The organism is Pseudaminobacter soli (ex Li et al. 2025) (assembly GCF_029892515.1).
GTDB classification, from domain to species: Bacteria; Pseudomonadota; Alphaproteobacteria; order Rhizobiales; family Rhizobiaceae; genus Pseudaminobacter; species Pseudaminobacter soli_A.
Genome location: NZ_JARXVF010000004.1, coordinates 190,248 through 207,072, shown reverse-complemented (window position 1 = coordinate 207,072; position 16,825 = coordinate 190,248). Strand labels below are relative to the sequence as shown.

Genomic DNA, 16,825 nt, shown 5'->3' with positions numbered 1-16,825 from the left:
ACCGAAGCACACTTCGTCACTTGAGCAGCACTTACGAAGCAGTAGAAGGAGACTTGGTTTGCGGGAAACAGCGATTGTCGAGGATGCCGTCAAGCCGGCCGGTCACTATTCACATGCCGTGATCAGCAATGGCTTGGTTTTCGTATCGGCACAGGGCCCCGTGAATGCTCGCACGGGAGATATGCCCACAAGCTTCGCTGAACAGGTACGTCAGACGTTGCGCAACTTGGATGTCATCTTGCGCGGCGTCGGGACCGAACTGAGGCATGCAGTCAAGATCAATGCCTATCTGGGCGACCTCGGCAACTTCGCCGAGTTCAATGCAATCTACAAGGAGTTCTTTCCTGGCATGCCTCCGGCCAGAGCCGTCATTGGATGCCAGTTGATCGACGACATGGTGGAAATGGACTGCGTCGCGGCATTCCCGCCAAAATAGCTGGGAAGGTGGCACGCCGCCGCGAACGAACGGCCTATTCGGCTGCGCTTGGCACGGCGGCCAGGGAAAGCCGGTCGGCGCTCGCTCTGAGATGCTGCACGAGCGCCATGACCTCGCCGGCCGGCCGGTCGATCGTCACTACGGCGCAGAGCGTCGCCGTCGTCATGCCGCTTGCATCCCGGATCGGTGCGGCAAGGCACTGGGTCAAGCTATCGATGAGCCCCGACGTGATGGTGTAGCCTGCCGCGCTGGCGGCGGCCACGTCGCGGCAGAGTTCATCGACGCCGATCTCGCGGCCATTCGGCAAGATGAAATCCTCTGGCGGGATAAGATCGACGATCTCCTGACGCGACAAGCCTGCGAGAAGGAGGCGCCCGGATGCCGTCCACGGGATGGGGAGCCTGACGCCGACCTCGGAGCCGATTCGAAACATGCGTGCGCCCGTCTGCGCATACACAATTGCGTATTTGTTCCCCTGCAGGGTGCAGAATTCGAATGTTTCCCCGAGCTGCTGCGCCAAACGGTCGACTTCGTCACGTGCCCGGCGCATGAGGTCGTTCCGCCTGAGATAGTCTGCGGCATAGAAGTGGATTGCCCGGCCGAAGAAGATCCGGCCGCGCGGTCCGTAGTCTTCCAGGATGTCCGATTTTATGAAGCGCTTGACGAACTTGTAGATCGTGGAGCGCGGAGCATCGAGTCGTTGCGATATTTCCGCAATCGACAACGGTTCTCCAGCTTGATGCAGACACTCCAGAATATCGATCGCGCGGTCAATTCCGCTTTCGCGCTGCTTGTCTTTCTGCTTCACGGACGTCGTCATGCGTCTCCACGGCTATGCTTTGCGGCGCCTGGGGCGTCTCGACAGTTTCATGATACCTGACGAAACCTTCTACGCAGGAACATGGTTGGTGTCACCCCCGGGATACCAAGATATCCGCGGCCAGAGTGCCGTATTTTGCGTGGAAAATGGGATCAAGTGATACGGTCGAGCGCACCGAGAATGTCGATTTTCCGCTTGTCGACCGGAGTTCACCTTAGCTCCAGAGCGATATGAGCGCGGGTGCTTCATCGTCAAGGAGCATTTGCCGCGATCGACTTCCGATTTCCCACCCTGCTGCATCGGGAACTGGCGCTGTCTCTTGGCTGACCTCCGCGAGAGGCCAGATCGGGTGTCTTTTTGGCCAATTCCTTTGCAAACCCGCCCCATTTTGCACGTCGACCTTCGTCATATATTCGTAACAGAAATTTGCCATTGTCATATCTGTGAACATCAGTCTACTGTAGTGTACTTCTCATGGCGGCCTTGGCTGAGAGAATGTGGGGGAATTTTATGGCGAGCAAGACGCATCTGCCTTCATGGGTTGGGGTTGTCCCGGTAGGGAAGGGAGCCTGACGTGTCGCTAAACATTGATGATGCGGAGTTCGCGCAACTGGACCGCATCAGCTACCTGGATATGGCCGCCTTGGGCATTCCACCCGCTTCGGTTCGAAAAGCCGTGCTGGCTCAGTTTTCCGAATATATGACATGCGGAACCAGCGCGCGCGAAGAGTGCAGGCCCGACGATATCGTCCGGCGTGCCGAGGCTTCGGTGCAGGGCTTTCTGGGCGTATCGACCGGTCTATGCTTCGTTGGTTCCACGGCAATGGCGGCTGCGGATGCTGTCCTGCAGGCGATGCCGTTGGGGCGCGGCTCCGTCGTGTGCTGTGCTGACGATTATCCCGGCCTCGTGACGCTTGCCGGCCGCTACGCTGCCCGCACAGGCCGCGATCTGCGTCTCGTTCCCGCCGGGCGGTGGGCCGCTTCCGATCTCCTGGCGTATGTCGATGGCGAGACGTCGGTTGTCCTCGTCAGCCAGGTGCATTGGATCACCGGAGCGGTGATCGACCTGGCTCCGCTGGTCGCCGCGCGCCGCGACCTCGGCTTTACCCTTGTCGTCGATGCGTCCCAGGCGATGCCGATCGTCCCGACGGGCGCGCAGATCGAGGAGATCGATGTCCTCGTATCGGTTGCCCACAAATGGTTTTGCGGCTCTCCGGGAGCGGCAATCGTCCACCTGTCCGCGCAAATCGTCGACCGGCTCGGCAAGACGCTGGACAGCGATCTCTGGCCGGTCGTGCCCAGCAACCAGAGCTACACGTCCATGTTCGCGCTTTCGGAGATGATCGGGTGGTATGGCGAATATGGCCTGGATCGCATTCGTCAGCGCACGCTGGCGGCGGCGCGAACGGTTCGCGAGGTGGCCATGCAGCATGGCTGGTCGCTGATCGCCGGCAGCTCCGACATCCAGCAAAGCGGGATCGTCACCCTTTCCATTCCCGAAGCGCAGGCGCTTGAACTGTCGCAGCGCGTCCGCGCCGAGGGACTCTACCTTTCGGCCCGCGGGGCGGGCCTGCGCCTTTCTCCTCATTTCACCGTCTCCGGTGAGGTCATCGAACAGGCGATCAAGACTCTTTCCTCTGCCGCTCAACAACTGCAATCTTAACCTCCAGGAGAGCTTCCATGTCTGCAAGCATGTCAATCCGTTCGACTATCTCCATCGCCCTTCTCCTCTCTTTCACAAGCATTGTTCACGCGGAGGAAGTCCCTGAACTCCGGGCTATGCTGCCGGACAGCATCCAGAAGGCAGGCGTCATCCAGGTCGCATCCGAATTCCCGTTTCCGCCCTATGAATTTTTCGACGCCAAGAATGAACTGACGGGCGTGGAATACGATTTGATGCAGGAAGCCGGGGCTCTTCTCGGTGTGAAATTCAACTGGAACAAGCAGCCGTTCGACGGAATTATTCCGGGCCTGGCCGCCGGGAAGTACGATATCGCATTGTCGGCTTTCACAGACACGATCGGCAGGCAAAAGGTTGTCGATTTCATCGATTACTCCGTCAGCCAGGACGCCATGGTCGTCCCCAAGGGCTCCGATGTGAAGGGCATACTCGATATCTGCGGCCGGCGAATGTCTACCCAGCGCGGAACCAACGGTGAAAAGGCAATCGCGGATCTGAGTGCGGATTGCGTGAAAAGAGGCAAAAAACCAATCGAAGCGGTCGTATTGCCGTCTGCCAGCGATGTTCATCTTGCCATCAAGGCGGGCAAGGCAGATGCCTCCACCAATGAGGCGGCAACCGCAGCATATCTCGCCCAGACAGTCGACGGCGGCAATGCCTTCGATGTCGTGATTTACACCGACCTCGACAATCAACGGTCACCGATTGGCATTGCCGTTCCCAAGGGCAACGACCAACTGCGCGATGCGATTCAGGCAACCCTGCAGCGTCTCATAGACAATGGCACCTACAAGACGATCATGCAGAAATACAACATCGAGCCCCTGAGCGTGCAGAAGATCGAGATCAACACCGCGAAGGAATAACTGCCGGCGGTGCGCCTGCGGGATCGATCACAGGGGATAATGTCGATGGACACAGACAAGATGCGGGAACTGGCTGTGGTCGTACCGCACAAATATTGGGGGAGGCGCGTTGCCGCGTGCCTTCTCATCCTGATCGTCGCATTTGCGGGATATTCCGTCGCGACCAATCCCCGCTTCGAGTGGAATGTAGTGGGGGAATATCTTTTCCATCCCGATATTCTCAGCGGCATGGTCGTCACGATCGAATTGACGGTCCTGGCGATGGTCATCGGCACGGTGGGGGCCGTCATGCTCGCCCTGATGCGCCTGTCCGGGAACCCGGTCCTGGTGATCGCGTCATCAGCCTATACGTGGTTCTTTCGCGGCACACCGCAGCTCGTGCAGATCATCTTCTGGGGTTTCCTCGGGGCGTTGTATCCCAGGATATTTCTCGGGATTCCCGGAACGGACATCGTCTTCTTCGATGCGCCGACCAATGCGGTCATCGGCGCTTACGTCGCCGCCCTCCTGGGGCTTGGATTGAACGAGGCCGCCTATGCCTCCGAGATCGTTCGGGCAGGCATTCAGTCCGTGAACCCCGGACAGGTCGAGGCGGCGCAATCCCTCGGCCTGACGCCGTCGAGAGCTATGGTGAAGATCGTCCTGCCCCAGGCGATGCTCGTCGTGGTGCCGCCGCTGGGGAACGAGGTGATCGGCATGCTCAAGACCACCTCTCTGGTCTCGGTCATTGCCGGCAGGGACCTTCTTACGAACGCCCAGGCAATCTACAACAACACCTATCAGATCATACCACTGCTCATCGTTGCGAGCATTTGGTATCTGGTCATGACTTCGGTCCTCAGCGTTCTGCAAGTTCAACTCGAACGCCGGTTCGCCAAGGGGGCCAGACGACCCGAAAATCCCTTCGTCAGTCTTTTCAGAGCCGGCGCTCTCCGTCGCCTGCAACACCGTGCAATCCTGAACGACCGGCTAGCGAATCCGTTGAGCTACGGGATCGGAGAGGCAAAATGAACCACAACGATCCAACGCCGTTCCTTCGGATCGAGGGCGTGCACAAATTCTATGGTGCCGATCATATCCTGCGAGGAATCGATCTCTCCGTGAGGCGCGGCGAAGTCGTCTGCATCCTGGGCAGAAGCGGGTCGGGGAAGTCGACGCTGTTGCGCACCGTGAATGCATTGGAGCCGATTACAGCAGGGCGTGTCATTCTCGACGGGTCGCTTATCGGCTATATCGAGAAGGGTGGCTGTCTCTACCATCTTCCTGCGGAAGAGCTTGCGCGACAGCGAGCTCGCATTGGGATGGTGTTCCAGCATTTCAATCTCTTCCCTCATATGACTGTGCTTGAAAACATCACCATGGCGCCGCAGCTCGTCCTGAAGCAAACGCGCAAAGCCGCCGAAGCTCAGGCCATGGAGCTTCTCGAGAAAGTGGGATTGGCGGACAAGGCTTACGCCTATCCCGCCTCGCTGTCCGGTGGACAGCAGCAGCGGGTGGCGATCGCGCGCGCGCTGGCAATGCGTCCGGAATTGATCCTGTTCGACGAGCCTACGTCGGCTCTCGATCCGGAGCTCGTTGGAGAGGTGCTCGGCGTTATGCGGCAGCTCGCATCGGAAGGCATGACGATGTTGATCGTGACGCACGAGTTGCGATTTGCGCGCGATGTTTCCCACAAGGTCGTGCTCATGCATGAAGGCCGAGTTGCCGAGAGCGGCCCGACATCGAAGGTGATGTCGGCGCCTCGAACGCCGGCTGCAAAGACGTTTTTCTCAACACTGACCTGACGGTCTGGCCTGGCTGACGACCGGCTTCAGCCTCGCGATCCGGTGCTATCCGTAACGCTCCTTCAATTGCAGCAGCGATTAATATCGCTCCCATAAACCGGTAACGCGCGACATTGGAGAACCGGGTGACTAACGAAACCATTGATCGGGAAAATCCGCAGACTCTCTTTTCCGATGGGGGATTGGCAGAATTTGCGGAAACTCTGGCCAACGACGCCGCACTAATGAGCATGTCTTGGTTCCGCAAGAGGATAGATGCGGAACTCAAGGCTGATTGCAGCCCGGTCACTCAGGCCGACCGTGAGATTGAAGCGTCGATCCGAAATAAGATCGCTGAAAACTACCCGGATCACGGGATACTGGGTGAAGAGTATGGGCGCTTAAATCTGGATGCAAGGCATGTATGGGTTGTCGATCCTATCGATGGAACGAGAAGCTTCATCACAGGCTGGCCCATCTGGGGGACGCTTGTCTGTCTTCTGCAAGACGGCAAACCCGAACTCGGTATCATTGATATGCCGGCACTTGGTGAACGCTGGAAAGCCACACGGGGGAATCCAACGTGCTTCTATTCGGCCCAGGGAAACGTCGAAATCTGCCAAACAAGTGCATGTCGCAGCCTGGAGATCGCCCGGTTTTATACGACCTCACTATTTTATTTCGAGAATTCCGATCGACCGAAAATAGAGAAGATCGCCAAATCCTCCGCGACACCCCGCTTCGGTGGCGATTGCTACAGTTACGGATTGCTCGCCTCTGGACACGTGGACCTAGTCGTCGAGGCACTGCTGCAACCGTTCGATTACTTTGCTTTGGTGCCGATCATCGAAGGCGCTGGAGGTGTCATCACCGATTGGAACGGTCAGCCTCTTGCAATAGGATCAGACGGCCGCGTAGTCGCCGCTGCAACACCGCAGCTACATGCTGAAGTCCTTCAAATATTACGTGCATAAGATTCGATACCAAGAGCGTATCTGCTGAATTCCGTGGGGTGGCTCAATCTAGTGCCGCAATCCTTGGGAGCACCATCAGCGCTTGTCGGTCAGCGTCATTTCTAGCGCTTGCTCATCGGGGGGCTACTAAGTTCTCTGTGACCCAGTGATCGGACGTGAGATGCCGAAATGCGGTACTGTTGAGTACACGCGCTACGCCGGCGACATTAGCGTTGTCGATGCCGCGGAGCACGAACGGCACGATCATACCCACTGCAACAAGGCGATGCGTAACGCTGAAGAAAAGGCCACTGTCTACGGCGCCTCGAACGTCGCACAAGGGTGGGGTGCAGCCCAGTCAGAGGTCAACAGGCGGAACGGCAAGCGTACGGCGAGATGGCGGATCGGATGGAACTTCGCCCGTATGATCGACGAACGGGCCGGCGTGACGATACGTCTTCAACTGCACGGCGAAACCAAGGCTGGTCCGTGACGGCTTCGCCTCGATCAGCGCTAGCTCATCAGAATTGAGACTCCACCATCTGGAGAGTTCCACTCGGTCCCAGTCTTGTCGCACACCACGCTCCTGCGGCCAGCCCTCCGGTCGACATCCTTGCGTGTGAGCATCTTTCCTTCAAGCCTGAGCCCCAGCATTCGCATCGGTTCTTTCAGTGGGCTGCTTTCGCAGCGACATCCGCGCCGGGCCAATTCCGATAGATGTACTGGGATTCCATGCACAGCTCTTGTGGCGACCCCGCACCTGGAGATGCTGACGCACATCGCGGCGCATCCTTGTCATAAAACAGTCGCCCAATCTCACTATGAACCTCATATGTCCACCAGTACGAAACGACGTCCATTGTAGTGTACTTCTTCCGATCGTTGGTTGCGGAGAATGAGATGGGAACCTTCGTTGGCTCTATCCCCGGTAGTTCCGATGTCCAGCAAAGCGGGATCGTCACGCTTTCCATCCCTGAAGCACAGGCGATTGAATTGTCGCGGCGCGTGCGTGCCGATGGACTTTACCTCTCTGCGCGGGGTCCGGGCCTGCGCCTTTCTCCTAACTTCACCATCTCGGGTGAGGCCATCGGGTAGGCGATAAGAACGCCGTCCATTGCCGCTCAACAACTTCAATACTAATCTTTAGGAGAGCTTCCTGTGTCTGCGAACAAGTCAACCATTTCAGCGATCTTCATTTCCCTTCTTCTATCTTTCGGGAGCGCCGTTCACGCGGAGGGGAACCCAGAGTTGCGGGCAATGCTGCCGGACAGCATCCGGAATGCGGGCGTCATCCATGTCGCATCCGACTACCCGTTCCCGCCTTATGAGTATTTCAATGCCAAGAATGAGCTGACGGGCGTCGAATATGATTTGACCCAGGAGGCAGGGGCTCTTCTTGGCGTAAAGTTCGAATGGCATAAGCAGCCTTTTGACGGGATCATTCCTGGTCTGGCGGCCGGGAAGTACGACATAGCATTGTCGGCCTTTTCAGACACAATCAGCCGGCAAAAGGTTGTCGATTTCATCGACTTCTCCGTGAGCCAGGGCGCCATGGTCGTCCCCAAGGGCTCCGATGTGAAGGGCAAACTCGATATCTGCGGCCGTCGCATGTCTACCCAGCGGGGGTCCAACGGCGAAAAGTCAATCGCGGATCTGAGTGCCGAATGCGTGAAAAGAGGCAAAAAGCCAGTTGAAGCGGTCGTGTTGCCGTCCGGCAGCGATGTTCATCTGGCCATCAAGGCGGGCAAGGCAGATGCCTCCATCAATGAGGCGGCAACTGCGGCATATGTCGCCCAAACAGTTGACGGCGGCAAAGCTTTCGACTTCGTGATCTACAACGACCTCGACAATCAACAAGAACCAATTGGTATTGCTGTCCCCAAGGACAGCGAACAATTGCGCGATGCGATTCAGGCAACCCTGCAGCGTCTCATCGACAATGGGACCTATAAAACGATCATGCGCAAATACAACATCGAGCCTCTGAGCGTGAAAAAAATCGAGATCAACACCGCGAAAGAGTAGTTGCTGGCGACGCGCCTGCGGGATCGACCACAAGGGATAGCCTCGATGGACATTGACAAGATGCGGGAACTGGCTGTGGTGCGTACCGCACAAATATTGGGGGAGGCGCGCCGCGGCGTGCCTTCTCGTGCTGGTTGTCGCGATTGCCGCATACTCCGTCGCAACCAATCCCCGCTTTGAGTGGAATGTCGTGGGTCAGTATCTTTTGCACCCGGATATTCTATGCGGCATGCTTGTGACCATAGAGCTTACGGTCCTGGCGATGATCATCGAGCCCAAGGCCCTGTTGCGCACGGCTGCCAAGCATACTGTGGAATGGCTACGGCACGGGTAAGGCTCTCGACTATCTCCGCTGATAATAAGGATCAGGCGTCTGCTTATCTCGCTTTCACCCAAAAAGCAGACGGACAGCTTACGGCCCAAACCGGCCAGTCCGCAACGCGCCCCATCTCGGCCGTTGAGGTGACCTTTTTCGCTTCCTGAAAGCTGACTGCGCCTGCCGACCGTGGTGTCGCCGCTGGGCCTGGACTACGGCATGGCCACGAATCTCTCAGCCACAGGGCCGTGGCACTCAAGGAGTGCCGCATTTCACCAAGGCCGGCGGCTGTGCAAGTCTGTGCGTCGCCTACTGACCGGGCTGAACATTCCTATCACGGTGGCGCCTCATGATCTGCGCTCCTGCGATCTGCATCCCTTTAGGGGCGTGTGTCGACACTGATGTCGCCTACCATCGTCAGTTAAGCCACGTGTATGGCGCCGCTGATGCATGTAATCGGCCTTGATGCTCAGCTCTTATGAGCAGCTTTTTCTGGGATTCAACCTGGTGCAGGAATGGCGGGCAAAGCGGCTGCATTGGCCCATTACATGTTCGCAGATGTTCAATTGATTTTTTGCCGGAGGGATGCTTTAGCGCAGAGGGGAATGAAGAGCGAACCAGTTCTCACCTGCTGGAGAGGCACGTATTGCGGTGTGCTTATGAGAGGCAAAGAACGAAATTATTTGTCCCTCATGCGTCGCAACGAAATGCGGTTGGCGAGGTCTACGGAATTTAGCTCAACAGCCTACAACTACCATCCGTACACTTGAGGGTGGCCCGAGGAGGAAGCTTTTGCAGCAAACATCAGAGCTCAACCGCCGCTTGAGGAGCAGGCAACGGCTTCGCGACAGCGCATCAACCGGCAGAACAGAAGCCAAGGCCAGTTCTGCACCGCTTCCAGCGCGCGCCATGGACGGCCGATCCAACAGCAGCCATGCGCCGATGCCGCTGCGGGCGCCGCTGGGCCGGCATGTGGGCGCAGCGCGCGGGTCGGTCTCGGTTGTGGCATTGGCGCTGTCGCTCGTTCTCAGTATTGCGGAGACGCAAATGGCGCAGGCCCAACAGGCGACCGGCGGCGAGGGAAAGGTGGGCGCCAGTTTTCAAGGCGGCCATGGTGGTGGCGCCGGGGCTAGTGGCAGTAACGGTTCTGGTCTGTTGGGAGGAGTTGGCGGCGCTGCGGGGACTTTAGGGGCGCCGAATGGGAAAGTCGGCGGCGTCGGCGGCGTCGGCGGCGGTGGTGGTGGTGGCGGCGGCGGATACAGCAATGTGGCGAATGGCGATGTTGCAGCGCCACTAACAGGCGGCAATGGTGGCGATGGTGGCTTTAGCAGCATAATTGATGGTGCCGGTGGTGGTGGTGGTGGTGGTGGTGGCGATGGCGTGCGAATTGACGCCACGGGACCTGTGACCATCAACGCGGTGATCAAGGGCGGAAATGGCGGCAGAGGCGATGGCACCAGCGGCAACGGCAACGGCGGCGGCGGCGGCGGCGGTGCCGGCGTGGTCTTGCTAAAGGAGAGCAACACCACCGTGACCTCGGATGTTATCGGTGGTGCTGGTGGGGCTGCTGGTCTAGATGGTGCTGGTGCTGGTGGTGGTGGTGGCGGCGCCGGCGTTATCCTGGAAGAGGGCGGCAACCTGACCGTTAACACAGGCGCGTCGATTGCAGGCGGATCTGGCGTTGACAGCGGCACGGGCGGAGCAGGCGTCCTGCTGCAGGCAAAAGGGACTGTCACCATTGTCGGTGGGAGAGTTGCCGGCGGTGCTGGCGCGCATCTAGGCGATGGTGGCGCGGCGATCGAAGTCGCGGCCGGCAGCACGGTCGTCAATGCAGGCACCATTCAAGGTGGAATGGCCGATGGCGAAATTACGGGAGGGTGGCCTGGTCGCCAGGGCGGAACGGGCAGCGGTGGCGCCAAGGGTTTTCAGCCGAATACGCCACACACCTCCGTTGGTGGCGCCGGCATTCTTGGCGCGACCGGTGGCGGTATCACCATCATCAATTCGGGACAAATCACTGGCGGAACGACTGTTTCCCGACCGGCCAATGCGATTTCCCTCTTCGGCAGCAACAACAGCCTCGAATTGTGGAAATCCTCTGCCATCGACGGCAATGTCGTCGTGTCGGGCGGCGGTACAAACAACGTGCTCGCGCTCGGCGGCAGCGACGATGGCTCATTCGACGTCTCGCAGATCGGTTCTACGGCGCAGTATCAAGGCTTCGACACCTACAAGAAGCGGGGCACCAGCACCTGGACGCTGACGGGCAGCGGCACCCAGGATTGGATTGTTGACGAAGGCACGTTGCGGGGCGACGCCGCCAGCTTCGGCGGCAATGTAGAAATCGCCTCCGGTGCATCGCTTAACTTTGCAGGGAGCGCGCTTGCATCCTATGCCGGCGTGCTCTCGGGTTCTGGCGGCTTTAACCTGTCCGGTACCGGCACCACGGTGCTGTCAGGCAACTCCTCCGCCTTTTCCGGGGCGACGACCGTTGCCGGCGGCGCGCTGGTTGTCGGCTCAGCAACCGGCGGGACACTCGGCGGCACAATCCATGTCAAGTCGGGTGCACTCCTCGGCGGCATCGGCACGATCGGTACGGCGGGAGCGGCCGTGACCATCGACGCAGGCGGCGTGCATGCGCCCGGCAGCATCGCCGGCGGGCAGTACATCGCTGGCAACTATCTCAATCACGGCACCTTGCACATCGAGGCAACGCCGGCGGGTGCCACCAGCATCACTGTTGCCGGGGCGGTGGATATCACCGGGGCAACGCTCGATCTTGCTCTCGCGCCGAACAATGCAGCAAGTTGGAACGTCTTCAACGGCCCCTTTACCATCCTCGAAAAGCAGAGCGCCGGCGCTATCGTTGGGACCTTCAGCCCGGTGACCCAAAACCTGCTTTTTCTCGATGCTTTGCTCGACTATGCCGGTGGTGACGGCAACGACGTGACGCTAGAACTGCGCCGCAATGACCTGGCCTTCGCCAGCGTCGGCCGGACCCGCAACCAAAGCGCCACTGGCGGCGCCATTGGCACGCTCGACGACAGCCATGCCGTCTGGCGCTCGATCGCGCTCACCGTCGATCCTGATAACGTGCGCAAGAGCTTCGATGCACTCTCGGGCGAAATCCACGCCTCGGCCAAGTCCGCGCTCGTCGAGGACAGCCGCTTCGTGCGCAACGCCATCGACGAGCGTCTGCGCGCCGCCTTCGCCGCACCGGGCGCCTCGCACGCACCGGTGCTGGCCTATGGACCGGGCGACACACCCGTCGCGGTTGCCCCCGACCACGCCGGCCCGGTGGTCTGGAGCTACGGCTTCGGTTCCTGGGGCTCGATCGACAGCGACGACAATGCCGCCAGCCTTGAACGCTCCACCGGCGGCCTGCTGATCGGCGCCGATGGCCTAGTTGGCGGCTGGCGGGTTGGTCTTCTGGCCGGTTACAGCCATTCCCGCTTTGATCTAAATGACCGTTTCTCTTCCGGTTCGAGCGACAACTATCATCTCGGTCTCTATGGCGGCACCGAATGGGGCAATTTGGCCTTCAGGAGCGGCCTTGCCTATACGTGGAACGATCTCTCCACCCGCCGCACTGTCGCCATTCCCGGCATCGCCGAGAGCCTCGCTGTCGGCTACCACGCCGGCACGCTGCAAGCCTTCGGCGAGGTCGGCTATGGCATCGAGACCGGAGCAGCCCGCTTCGAGCCCTTTGCCAACCTCGCCCATGTCCGCCTGCACACCAATGGCTTTACCGAGAATGGCGGCGTGGCGGCGCTGTCCGGCTGCAGCGACACGACCGACACCACCTTCACCACGCTGGGCCTGCATGCCGAGCACAAGCTTGGCTTCGGCACGGTCGACGCCACCCTGCGCGGCGTACTCGGCTGGCGGCATGCCTTCGGCGACACCACGCCCACGGCAACGCAGGCGTTCTCGGCCGGTGACGCCTTCACCATAGCCGGCGTGCCGATCGCCAAGGACAGTGCGGTGATCGAGGCTGGGCTTGACCTTAAGCTGACCCCCGAGGCGAGCTTCGGCCTGTCTTATATCGGCCAGTTCGCCTCCGGCGCACGGGAAAACGGTTTCAAGGCAAACCTCGCGGTGAGGTTCTGAGGATGAGATGTCTTCCAGCATTACGCTCAACCGCGGCCTGCCTCTCGCCGCCATGCTGATCGCGGATGACCGTAACCGGTCGGCACCAGAAGGACCGCTTTAGCCGTGTAGCTCCCGTAACCTGACTGTCTTCTGTGGATGGCTCCCGCATTGCAAGAGGTAATTCGGCGTTTTGGCGCATTGGTCGGGTTCAGTCTTCTGTCCGGCCTGTTGATGCAGCCATTCGAGACTGCTGGCCCTGATGGGGTCGGCGAACAAGGTCCCAATCTGCTTGTCAGGCTATGATGCCTCGGACTGTCGGTGGGTTGTCCCTGTTTCCGGCCTGACCGGTCTCGCCATCACGTCGCGTCGCTCTCACAACCTCATGGAGCCGATTGATCGGCTCGATCTGTTTTCTGCGGCCGAGGTCTCAGCTTCTTCCTAACCTTACCCCGCCAGCGTCGGGATATGGCGGGATTGATAAGTCTCCCCGCGAGCCATGATCGCCCAGACGACACGGGCCATCTTGTTCGCCATGGCCACACTGGCCACGCGCACGGGCTTCCTGGCGAGCAACGCGACAAGCCGCGGATCCACGGTCTCCGGTTTGTATCGCGCCCGGCGGATCAACGATGTCGCCCCGACCACCAGCAGCTTTCGCAGATACCGGTCGCCCATCTTGGTGATGCGACCAAGCCGGTCCTTGCCTCCGCTTGAGTTTTGTGACGGTGTCAGGCCGAGCCAGGCGGCAAACTCTCGCCCCGAGCGGAACTGTCCCGGATCGGCAACAGATGCTGCCAATGCCGTGGCGCCGACCGGGCCGATGCCGGGGATCGTCGACAAACGTCGTGCGACGTCATCGGCTCGTTGCAGCGCACCGATCGAACGGTCGATCGCTTGGAGTCTGACATGCGTGTCGAGCACCTGCGCGCACAGGAGATCGAGAATCTGTATCGCCATTGCCGGGACGTCAGGCGCCGCTTCCTTCGCGGCGATCTGGCGCGCCAGCCCAAGCGCCCGCTCCAAACCTTCCGGAATGTCGATACCGAACTCGGCCAACAGGCCACGGATCATGTTCACGAGCTGCGTGCGCTGCTTGACCAGAAGATTGCGCGTGCGGTGAAGCGACAGGGCCGCCTGTTGCTCGGCCGACTTCATCGCCACGAAGCGCATGGTCGGGCGTGTCACCGCTTCGCAGATCGCTTCCGCGTCCACCGCATCGTTCTTGCCACGCTTCACATAGGGTTTGACGTAGGCTGGCGGCATCATTCGAACTTCGTGCCCAAGCATGGTCAGTTCGCGCGCCCAATGATGGGACGTTCCGCAGGCTTCCATGCCGATCAGGCAGGGCGGCAACGCGGTGAAGAACGGCAGCACTTGCGATCGCCGCAGTGCCTTGCGCACGACAACGCTACCGGCTGCAAATTTTCCTTCCGCCCGGAAGCAGACATCGCGGGTGCCCATGCCGGAGGTCGTGGTCGGGCCATCGTTCATGCGCCAATTGTGGCATCACGACGATCTGGGCTGCGATAGCAGGCATGAAAAACCGCTCCGGGGAGCGGTCAAAGCGCCTGCGACAGCGGGCTGATCATGCCAGGGCCTGCTGGGCCTTCGCAATGACGGTTTGCAGCAGGCCCCGCTCAGCCACCAGGTCGAGATAGCGCTGCTGGCCGCCGTCGTCTGCCGCTTCAACCCCGGGCCTGGCGCGCTCGATCAGGCTGGATACCTGGGTGAGCCGGGCCTCGGCTCGCTGCAGGATCGCGCGTTCGGCCTTCTCGGTCTTGTCGGCGAGCGCCCCCAGCTCTCCCAGGTTGGCTCGGATGCGTTCGATGTGCGCCTTCACTTGCGAACCTCGGCAGGGCACTCACTAAGTTGAATTTTAGGGCCTTTCTGTACATCCGGAGATGGACCTGCACCAATAATTTCCGCGACCTTGTGGTCGCTCCACATGTTCAAGTATTCGTACAGATGACCTTTCGGCACAAGGTGGACCGCCTGGCTTTCCCAGCCCATTGCCGTTGGTGTGCCGCCAACACGGCGGCCACGATAGAGCCTGGCAACTGAGGTCGTGCGGGCGAAGTCACCGACGAAACCGGTGATCTCGACTTGCAGGCCCGCCTCTTCGAAGCATTCCTTGATGGCGTTGGCCTGCAGCGACAGCGCGGGCTCGGCCGTACCCTTGGGGAAACTGGCCTTATATCCGCCGAACTGGTTCGTCGGCGCAATCAGCCAAACGCGGCCGTCCGGCTCTTCCACGACCACGCCGCTGGCGGCCTTCTTACCCCGGGGAGGGTGAAAGGGTGGTTCGTGCAAGTCCTCGTTCACGCCGTCGACGTGTCCCCAACCCTCGTTAGTGCGTGGATGGTCTCGCCACGCCAGGAAAGGCACGCCATGCAGCGACAGCGGCGCGTCTCCGTCAGGCACGAACGTGGCGACGGCATCAGGGTTGTGCCAGGTACTGGGTGCCGATGCTTGGCTTGGATTTTTGACATGGACCTGCTCGCCCTTTTCGCCCAGGCGCGGGTGGTAATAGATCGGGGCCGAGGCTGGACCCGGGCCGCCGTCACGTTCATGAGGCTTGGCTGTTGTCAACATTTTGCCGCTAACAACCGTTCTCGGCGCGGATTCGATCGATCAAGTTGAGATCGCCTTCCTGTCTGGTGGTCACCACCGATGAGCCGTCGCAAACCTTTCCGTTATGGCTCTCAAAGGTGTAACGCGCCCGAAACTGGTTTGGGGCGAGCTGGGCGACGTTTAATAGTGCAAGCGGCCGTTTCAGCGTGCCGTAGAAAGCGGATAGAGCCTTGGCAGACAGTGGGCCCTTGCCGCGCTTCTCGGGAACGATGTTCATGGCAGCCGATGCGCCATCGCCGATCTCGAGAGCGTAGTAAAAGGCCTCGACCGTGGTCATGGCGACGGATGGGTCGACGGGGTTTGAGGGGGCTGCGGCCGTGACTACAGTCATGAGGAGGGGAGCATGGTGATGTCCAGTGTGACCGCCGAACATGTTCTTTCCGACAATGCTTACGGACTTGCCGAGCCATTGGCGCAGGACCTTGCCGTCATCGATGAGATGAATGCGATCGACGTTGGCATTGTCTCCGAGAAATTCGTCCCCCGTAACGCAGATCGGTGTGTGCAGCTTCAGAATGTAGGCTGGCTCGGGCGCATCTCCTTGGCGGACATCCGTGTAGTTCGGCGGACCAGCAAAGATTGGGCGGGAGAGATCGCCCGTTACCTCGAGCTGCTGATCTTCCGAGATTTCGAGGCAGGCGGCCGATGCACTCGACATGCCGCAACCGACAAAGGCCAAAAGTAGCGGCAGCAGAAGCTTCATTGATGGGTCCCCCGACGATGGCCAGCTAATCAATATCCAGACCAAATCTGACCGCGCTGAGCCAGCAGGATATCCAAATCAACAGGTTTGTTACGCGAATCGAGGGCATGCTAGCATTTCGGGCGTCGCCAATCTGCCATCTGCCGCATCTGGAGCAGGTGGCAGGCTTGCTTCTGGCTCACGCCGACGGGGATGTCGGTGAGCCATTTATGAGCGGTATCGGCGGAAAGCGGGGGGCTGGGATTGTGGCTCCCATGCAGGGCAGTGATGCCGCCAATTGCGGTCGTGGTATGCATACGCTCCGACCTCTTTCCCCGCGATGTCCCTGCGAAGAGGTTCGCGGCCAGCCACCGAAACCCTCCCATCATAGGCGGACAGATGGTTACGTCCGAGATGGGGCGTCTGGAGAATATCTGCTTCAGCCAAATCTGTTCCGATAGCGGACTGACAGCTTCCGGCCCTAGCTTGACGGTCTGTACTGCGCCCATTGCAGACGTCGCTTGCCTTTGGGCGATCCAAAAAAAAGCGGACGTTCGGAG

General features: G+C 59.9%; 15 protein-coding genes. 9 read left to right on the top strand and 6 right to left on the bottom strand.

All coding sequences use genetic code 11. The annotated features are described in order from the left end of the window. Positions 1–58 precede the first annotated feature (58 nt). Positions 59–436: a RidA family protein gene (locus M2281_RS18590; protein ID WP_280822673.1), complete on the top strand. Its 378-nt coding sequence runs from the start codon at positions 59–61 to the stop codon at positions 434–436. Positions 437–470: 34 nt separating this feature from the next. Here the strand turns inward: M2281_RS18590 and M2281_RS18585 are convergent, their stop codons facing one another. Beyond that, positions 471–1,244 carry an IclR family transcriptional regulator gene (locus M2281_RS18585; RefSeq protein WP_280822672.1) on the bottom strand — a complete coding sequence of 258 codons (774 nt, stop codon included), beginning with the start codon at positions 1,242–1,244 and terminating at the stop codon, positions 471–473. A 586-nt stretch (positions 1,245–1,830) separates the two neighbouring features. Here M2281_RS18585 and M2281_RS18580 point away from each other — a divergent pair. The 5 genes from M2281_RS18580 (at position 1,831) to hisN (ending at position 6,540) form a co-directional block, all read left to right on the top strand. After that, positions 1,831–2,919 carry an aminotransferase class V-fold PLP-dependent enzyme gene (locus tag M2281_RS18580; protein ID WP_280822671.1) on the top strand — a complete coding sequence of 363 codons (1,089 nt, stop codon included), beginning with the start codon at positions 1,831–1,833 and terminating at the stop codon, positions 2,917–2,919. Positions 2,920–2,936: 17 nt separating this feature from the next. Further along, positions 2,937–3,803, top strand: coding sequence for an ABC transporter substrate-binding protein (locus M2281_RS18575; protein ID WP_280822670.1), 867 nt, complete (start codon positions 2,937–2,939; stop codon positions 3,801–3,803). A gap of 45 nt (positions 3,804–3,848) precedes the next feature. After that, complete coding sequence (locus M2281_RS18570) at positions 3,849–4,814, top strand: amino acid ABC transporter permease (protein ID WP_280822669.1); 966 nt, start codon at positions 3,849–3,851, stop codon at positions 4,812–4,814. Further along, entirely contained in the window at positions 4,811–5,587 is a 777-nt protein-coding gene (locus M2281_RS18565; protein ID WP_280822668.1) for an amino acid ABC transporter ATP-binding protein, read from the top strand. The genes M2281_RS18570 and M2281_RS18565 overlap by 4 nt, the downstream gene beginning before the upstream one ends. A 140-nt stretch (positions 5,588–5,727) precedes the next feature. Continuing rightward, positions 5,728–6,540 carry a histidinol-phosphatase gene (hisN, locus tag M2281_RS18560; protein ID WP_425537756.1) on the top strand — a complete coding sequence of 271 codons (813 nt, stop codon included), beginning with the start codon at positions 5,728–5,730 and terminating at the stop codon, positions 6,538–6,540. 337 nt (positions 6,541–6,877) lie between these two features. Here the strand turns inward: hisN and M2281_RS29240 are convergent, their stop codons facing one another. Then, the gene (locus tag M2281_RS29240; protein ID WP_425537755.1) at positions 6,878–7,075 is read right to left on the bottom strand and encodes a DUF4158 domain-containing protein; all 198 of its coding nucleotides are present in this window, start codon (positions 7,073–7,075) and stop codon (positions 6,878–6,880) included. A gap of 344 nt (positions 7,076–7,419) precedes the next feature. Between M2281_RS29240 and M2281_RS18550 the strand changes: the two genes are divergently transcribed. From M2281_RS18550 to M2281_RS18540, 3 genes are all read left to right on the top strand, one after another. Further along, the gene (locus tag M2281_RS18550; protein WP_280822665.1) at positions 7,420–7,614 is read left to right on the top strand and encodes a hypothetical protein; all 195 of its coding nucleotides are present in this window, start codon (positions 7,420–7,422) and stop codon (positions 7,612–7,614) included. A 63-nt stretch (positions 7,615–7,677) separates the two neighbouring features. Continuing rightward, a complete protein-coding gene (locus tag M2281_RS18545) occupies positions 7,678–8,544 on the top strand; it encodes an ABC transporter substrate-binding protein (RefSeq protein WP_280822664.1) in 867 nt (288 codons plus the stop codon). Positions 8,545–9,907: 1,363 nt separating this feature from the next. Next, on the top strand, positions 9,908–12,970 hold the full coding sequence (locus M2281_RS18540) for an autotransporter outer membrane beta-barrel domain-containing protein (RefSeq protein ID WP_280822663.1): 3,063 nt from the start codon (positions 9,908–9,910) through the stop codon (positions 12,968–12,970). 426 nt (positions 12,971–13,396) lie between these two features. On the opposite strand, the gene M2281_RS18535 is transcribed toward M2281_RS18540, so the two are convergent. From M2281_RS18535 to M2281_RS18520, 4 genes are all read right to left on the bottom strand, one after another. Then, complete coding sequence (locus M2281_RS18535; protein WP_280822662.1) at positions 13,397–14,413, bottom strand: IS110 family transposase; 1,017 nt, start codon at positions 14,411–14,413, stop codon at positions 13,397–13,399. Positions 14,414–14,537: 124 nt separating this feature from the next. Beyond that, positions 14,538–14,792 carry a hypothetical protein gene (locus tag M2281_RS18530; protein ID WP_280822661.1) on the bottom strand — a complete coding sequence of 85 codons (255 nt, stop codon included), beginning with the start codon at positions 14,790–14,792 and terminating at the stop codon, positions 14,538–14,540. Continuing rightward, the gene (locus tag M2281_RS18525; RefSeq protein ID WP_280822660.1) at positions 14,789–15,544 is read right to left on the bottom strand and encodes an NUDIX hydrolase; all 756 of its coding nucleotides are present in this window, start codon (positions 15,542–15,544) and stop codon (positions 14,789–14,791) included. Before M2281_RS18525 ends, M2281_RS18530 begins: the two co-directional genes overlap by 4 nt. A gap of 7 nt (positions 15,545–15,551) precedes the next feature. Further along, the gene (locus tag M2281_RS18520) at positions 15,552–16,286 is read right to left on the bottom strand and encodes a DUF4431 domain-containing protein (protein ID WP_280822659.1); all 735 of its coding nucleotides are present in this window, start codon (positions 16,284–16,286) and stop codon (positions 15,552–15,554) included. Positions 16,287–16,825 lie beyond the last annotated feature (539 nt).

What these genes read in the sequence shown, in the direction of transcription:
- M2281_RS18575 (WP_280822670.1), top strand. Translation starts at nt 2,937, where the DNA reads ATGTCTGCAAGCATGTCAATCCGTTCGACTATCTCCATCGCCCTTCTC.
- M2281_RS18570 (WP_280822669.1), top strand. Translation starts at nt 3,849, where the DNA reads ATGGACACAGACAAGATGCGGGAACTGGCTGTGGTCGTACCGCACAAA.
- M2281_RS18565 (WP_280822668.1), top strand. Translation starts at nt 4,811, where the DNA reads ATGAACCACAACGATCCAACGCCGTTCCTTCGGATCGAGGGCGTGCAC.
- M2281_RS18550 (WP_280822665.1), top strand. Translation starts at nt 7,420, where the DNA reads ATGGGAACCTTCGTTGGCTCTATCCCCGGTAGTTCCGATGTCCAGCAA.
- M2281_RS18540 (WP_280822663.1), top strand. Translation starts at nt 9,908, where the DNA reads ATGGCGCAGGCCCAACAGGCGACCGGCGGCGAGGGAAAGGTGGGCGCC.
- M2281_RS18535 (WP_280822662.1), bottom strand. Translation starts at nt 14,413, where the DNA reads ATGGGCACCCGCGATGTCTGCTTCCGGGCGGAAGGAAAATTTGCAGCC.
- M2281_RS18525 (WP_280822660.1), bottom strand. Translation starts at nt 15,544, where the DNA reads ATGTTGACAACAGCCAAGCCTCATGAACGTGACGGCGGCCCGGGTCCA.
- M2281_RS18520 (WP_280822659.1), bottom strand. Translation starts at nt 16,286, where the DNA reads ATGAAGCTTCTGCTGCCGCTACTTTTGGCCTTTGTCGGTTGCGGCATG.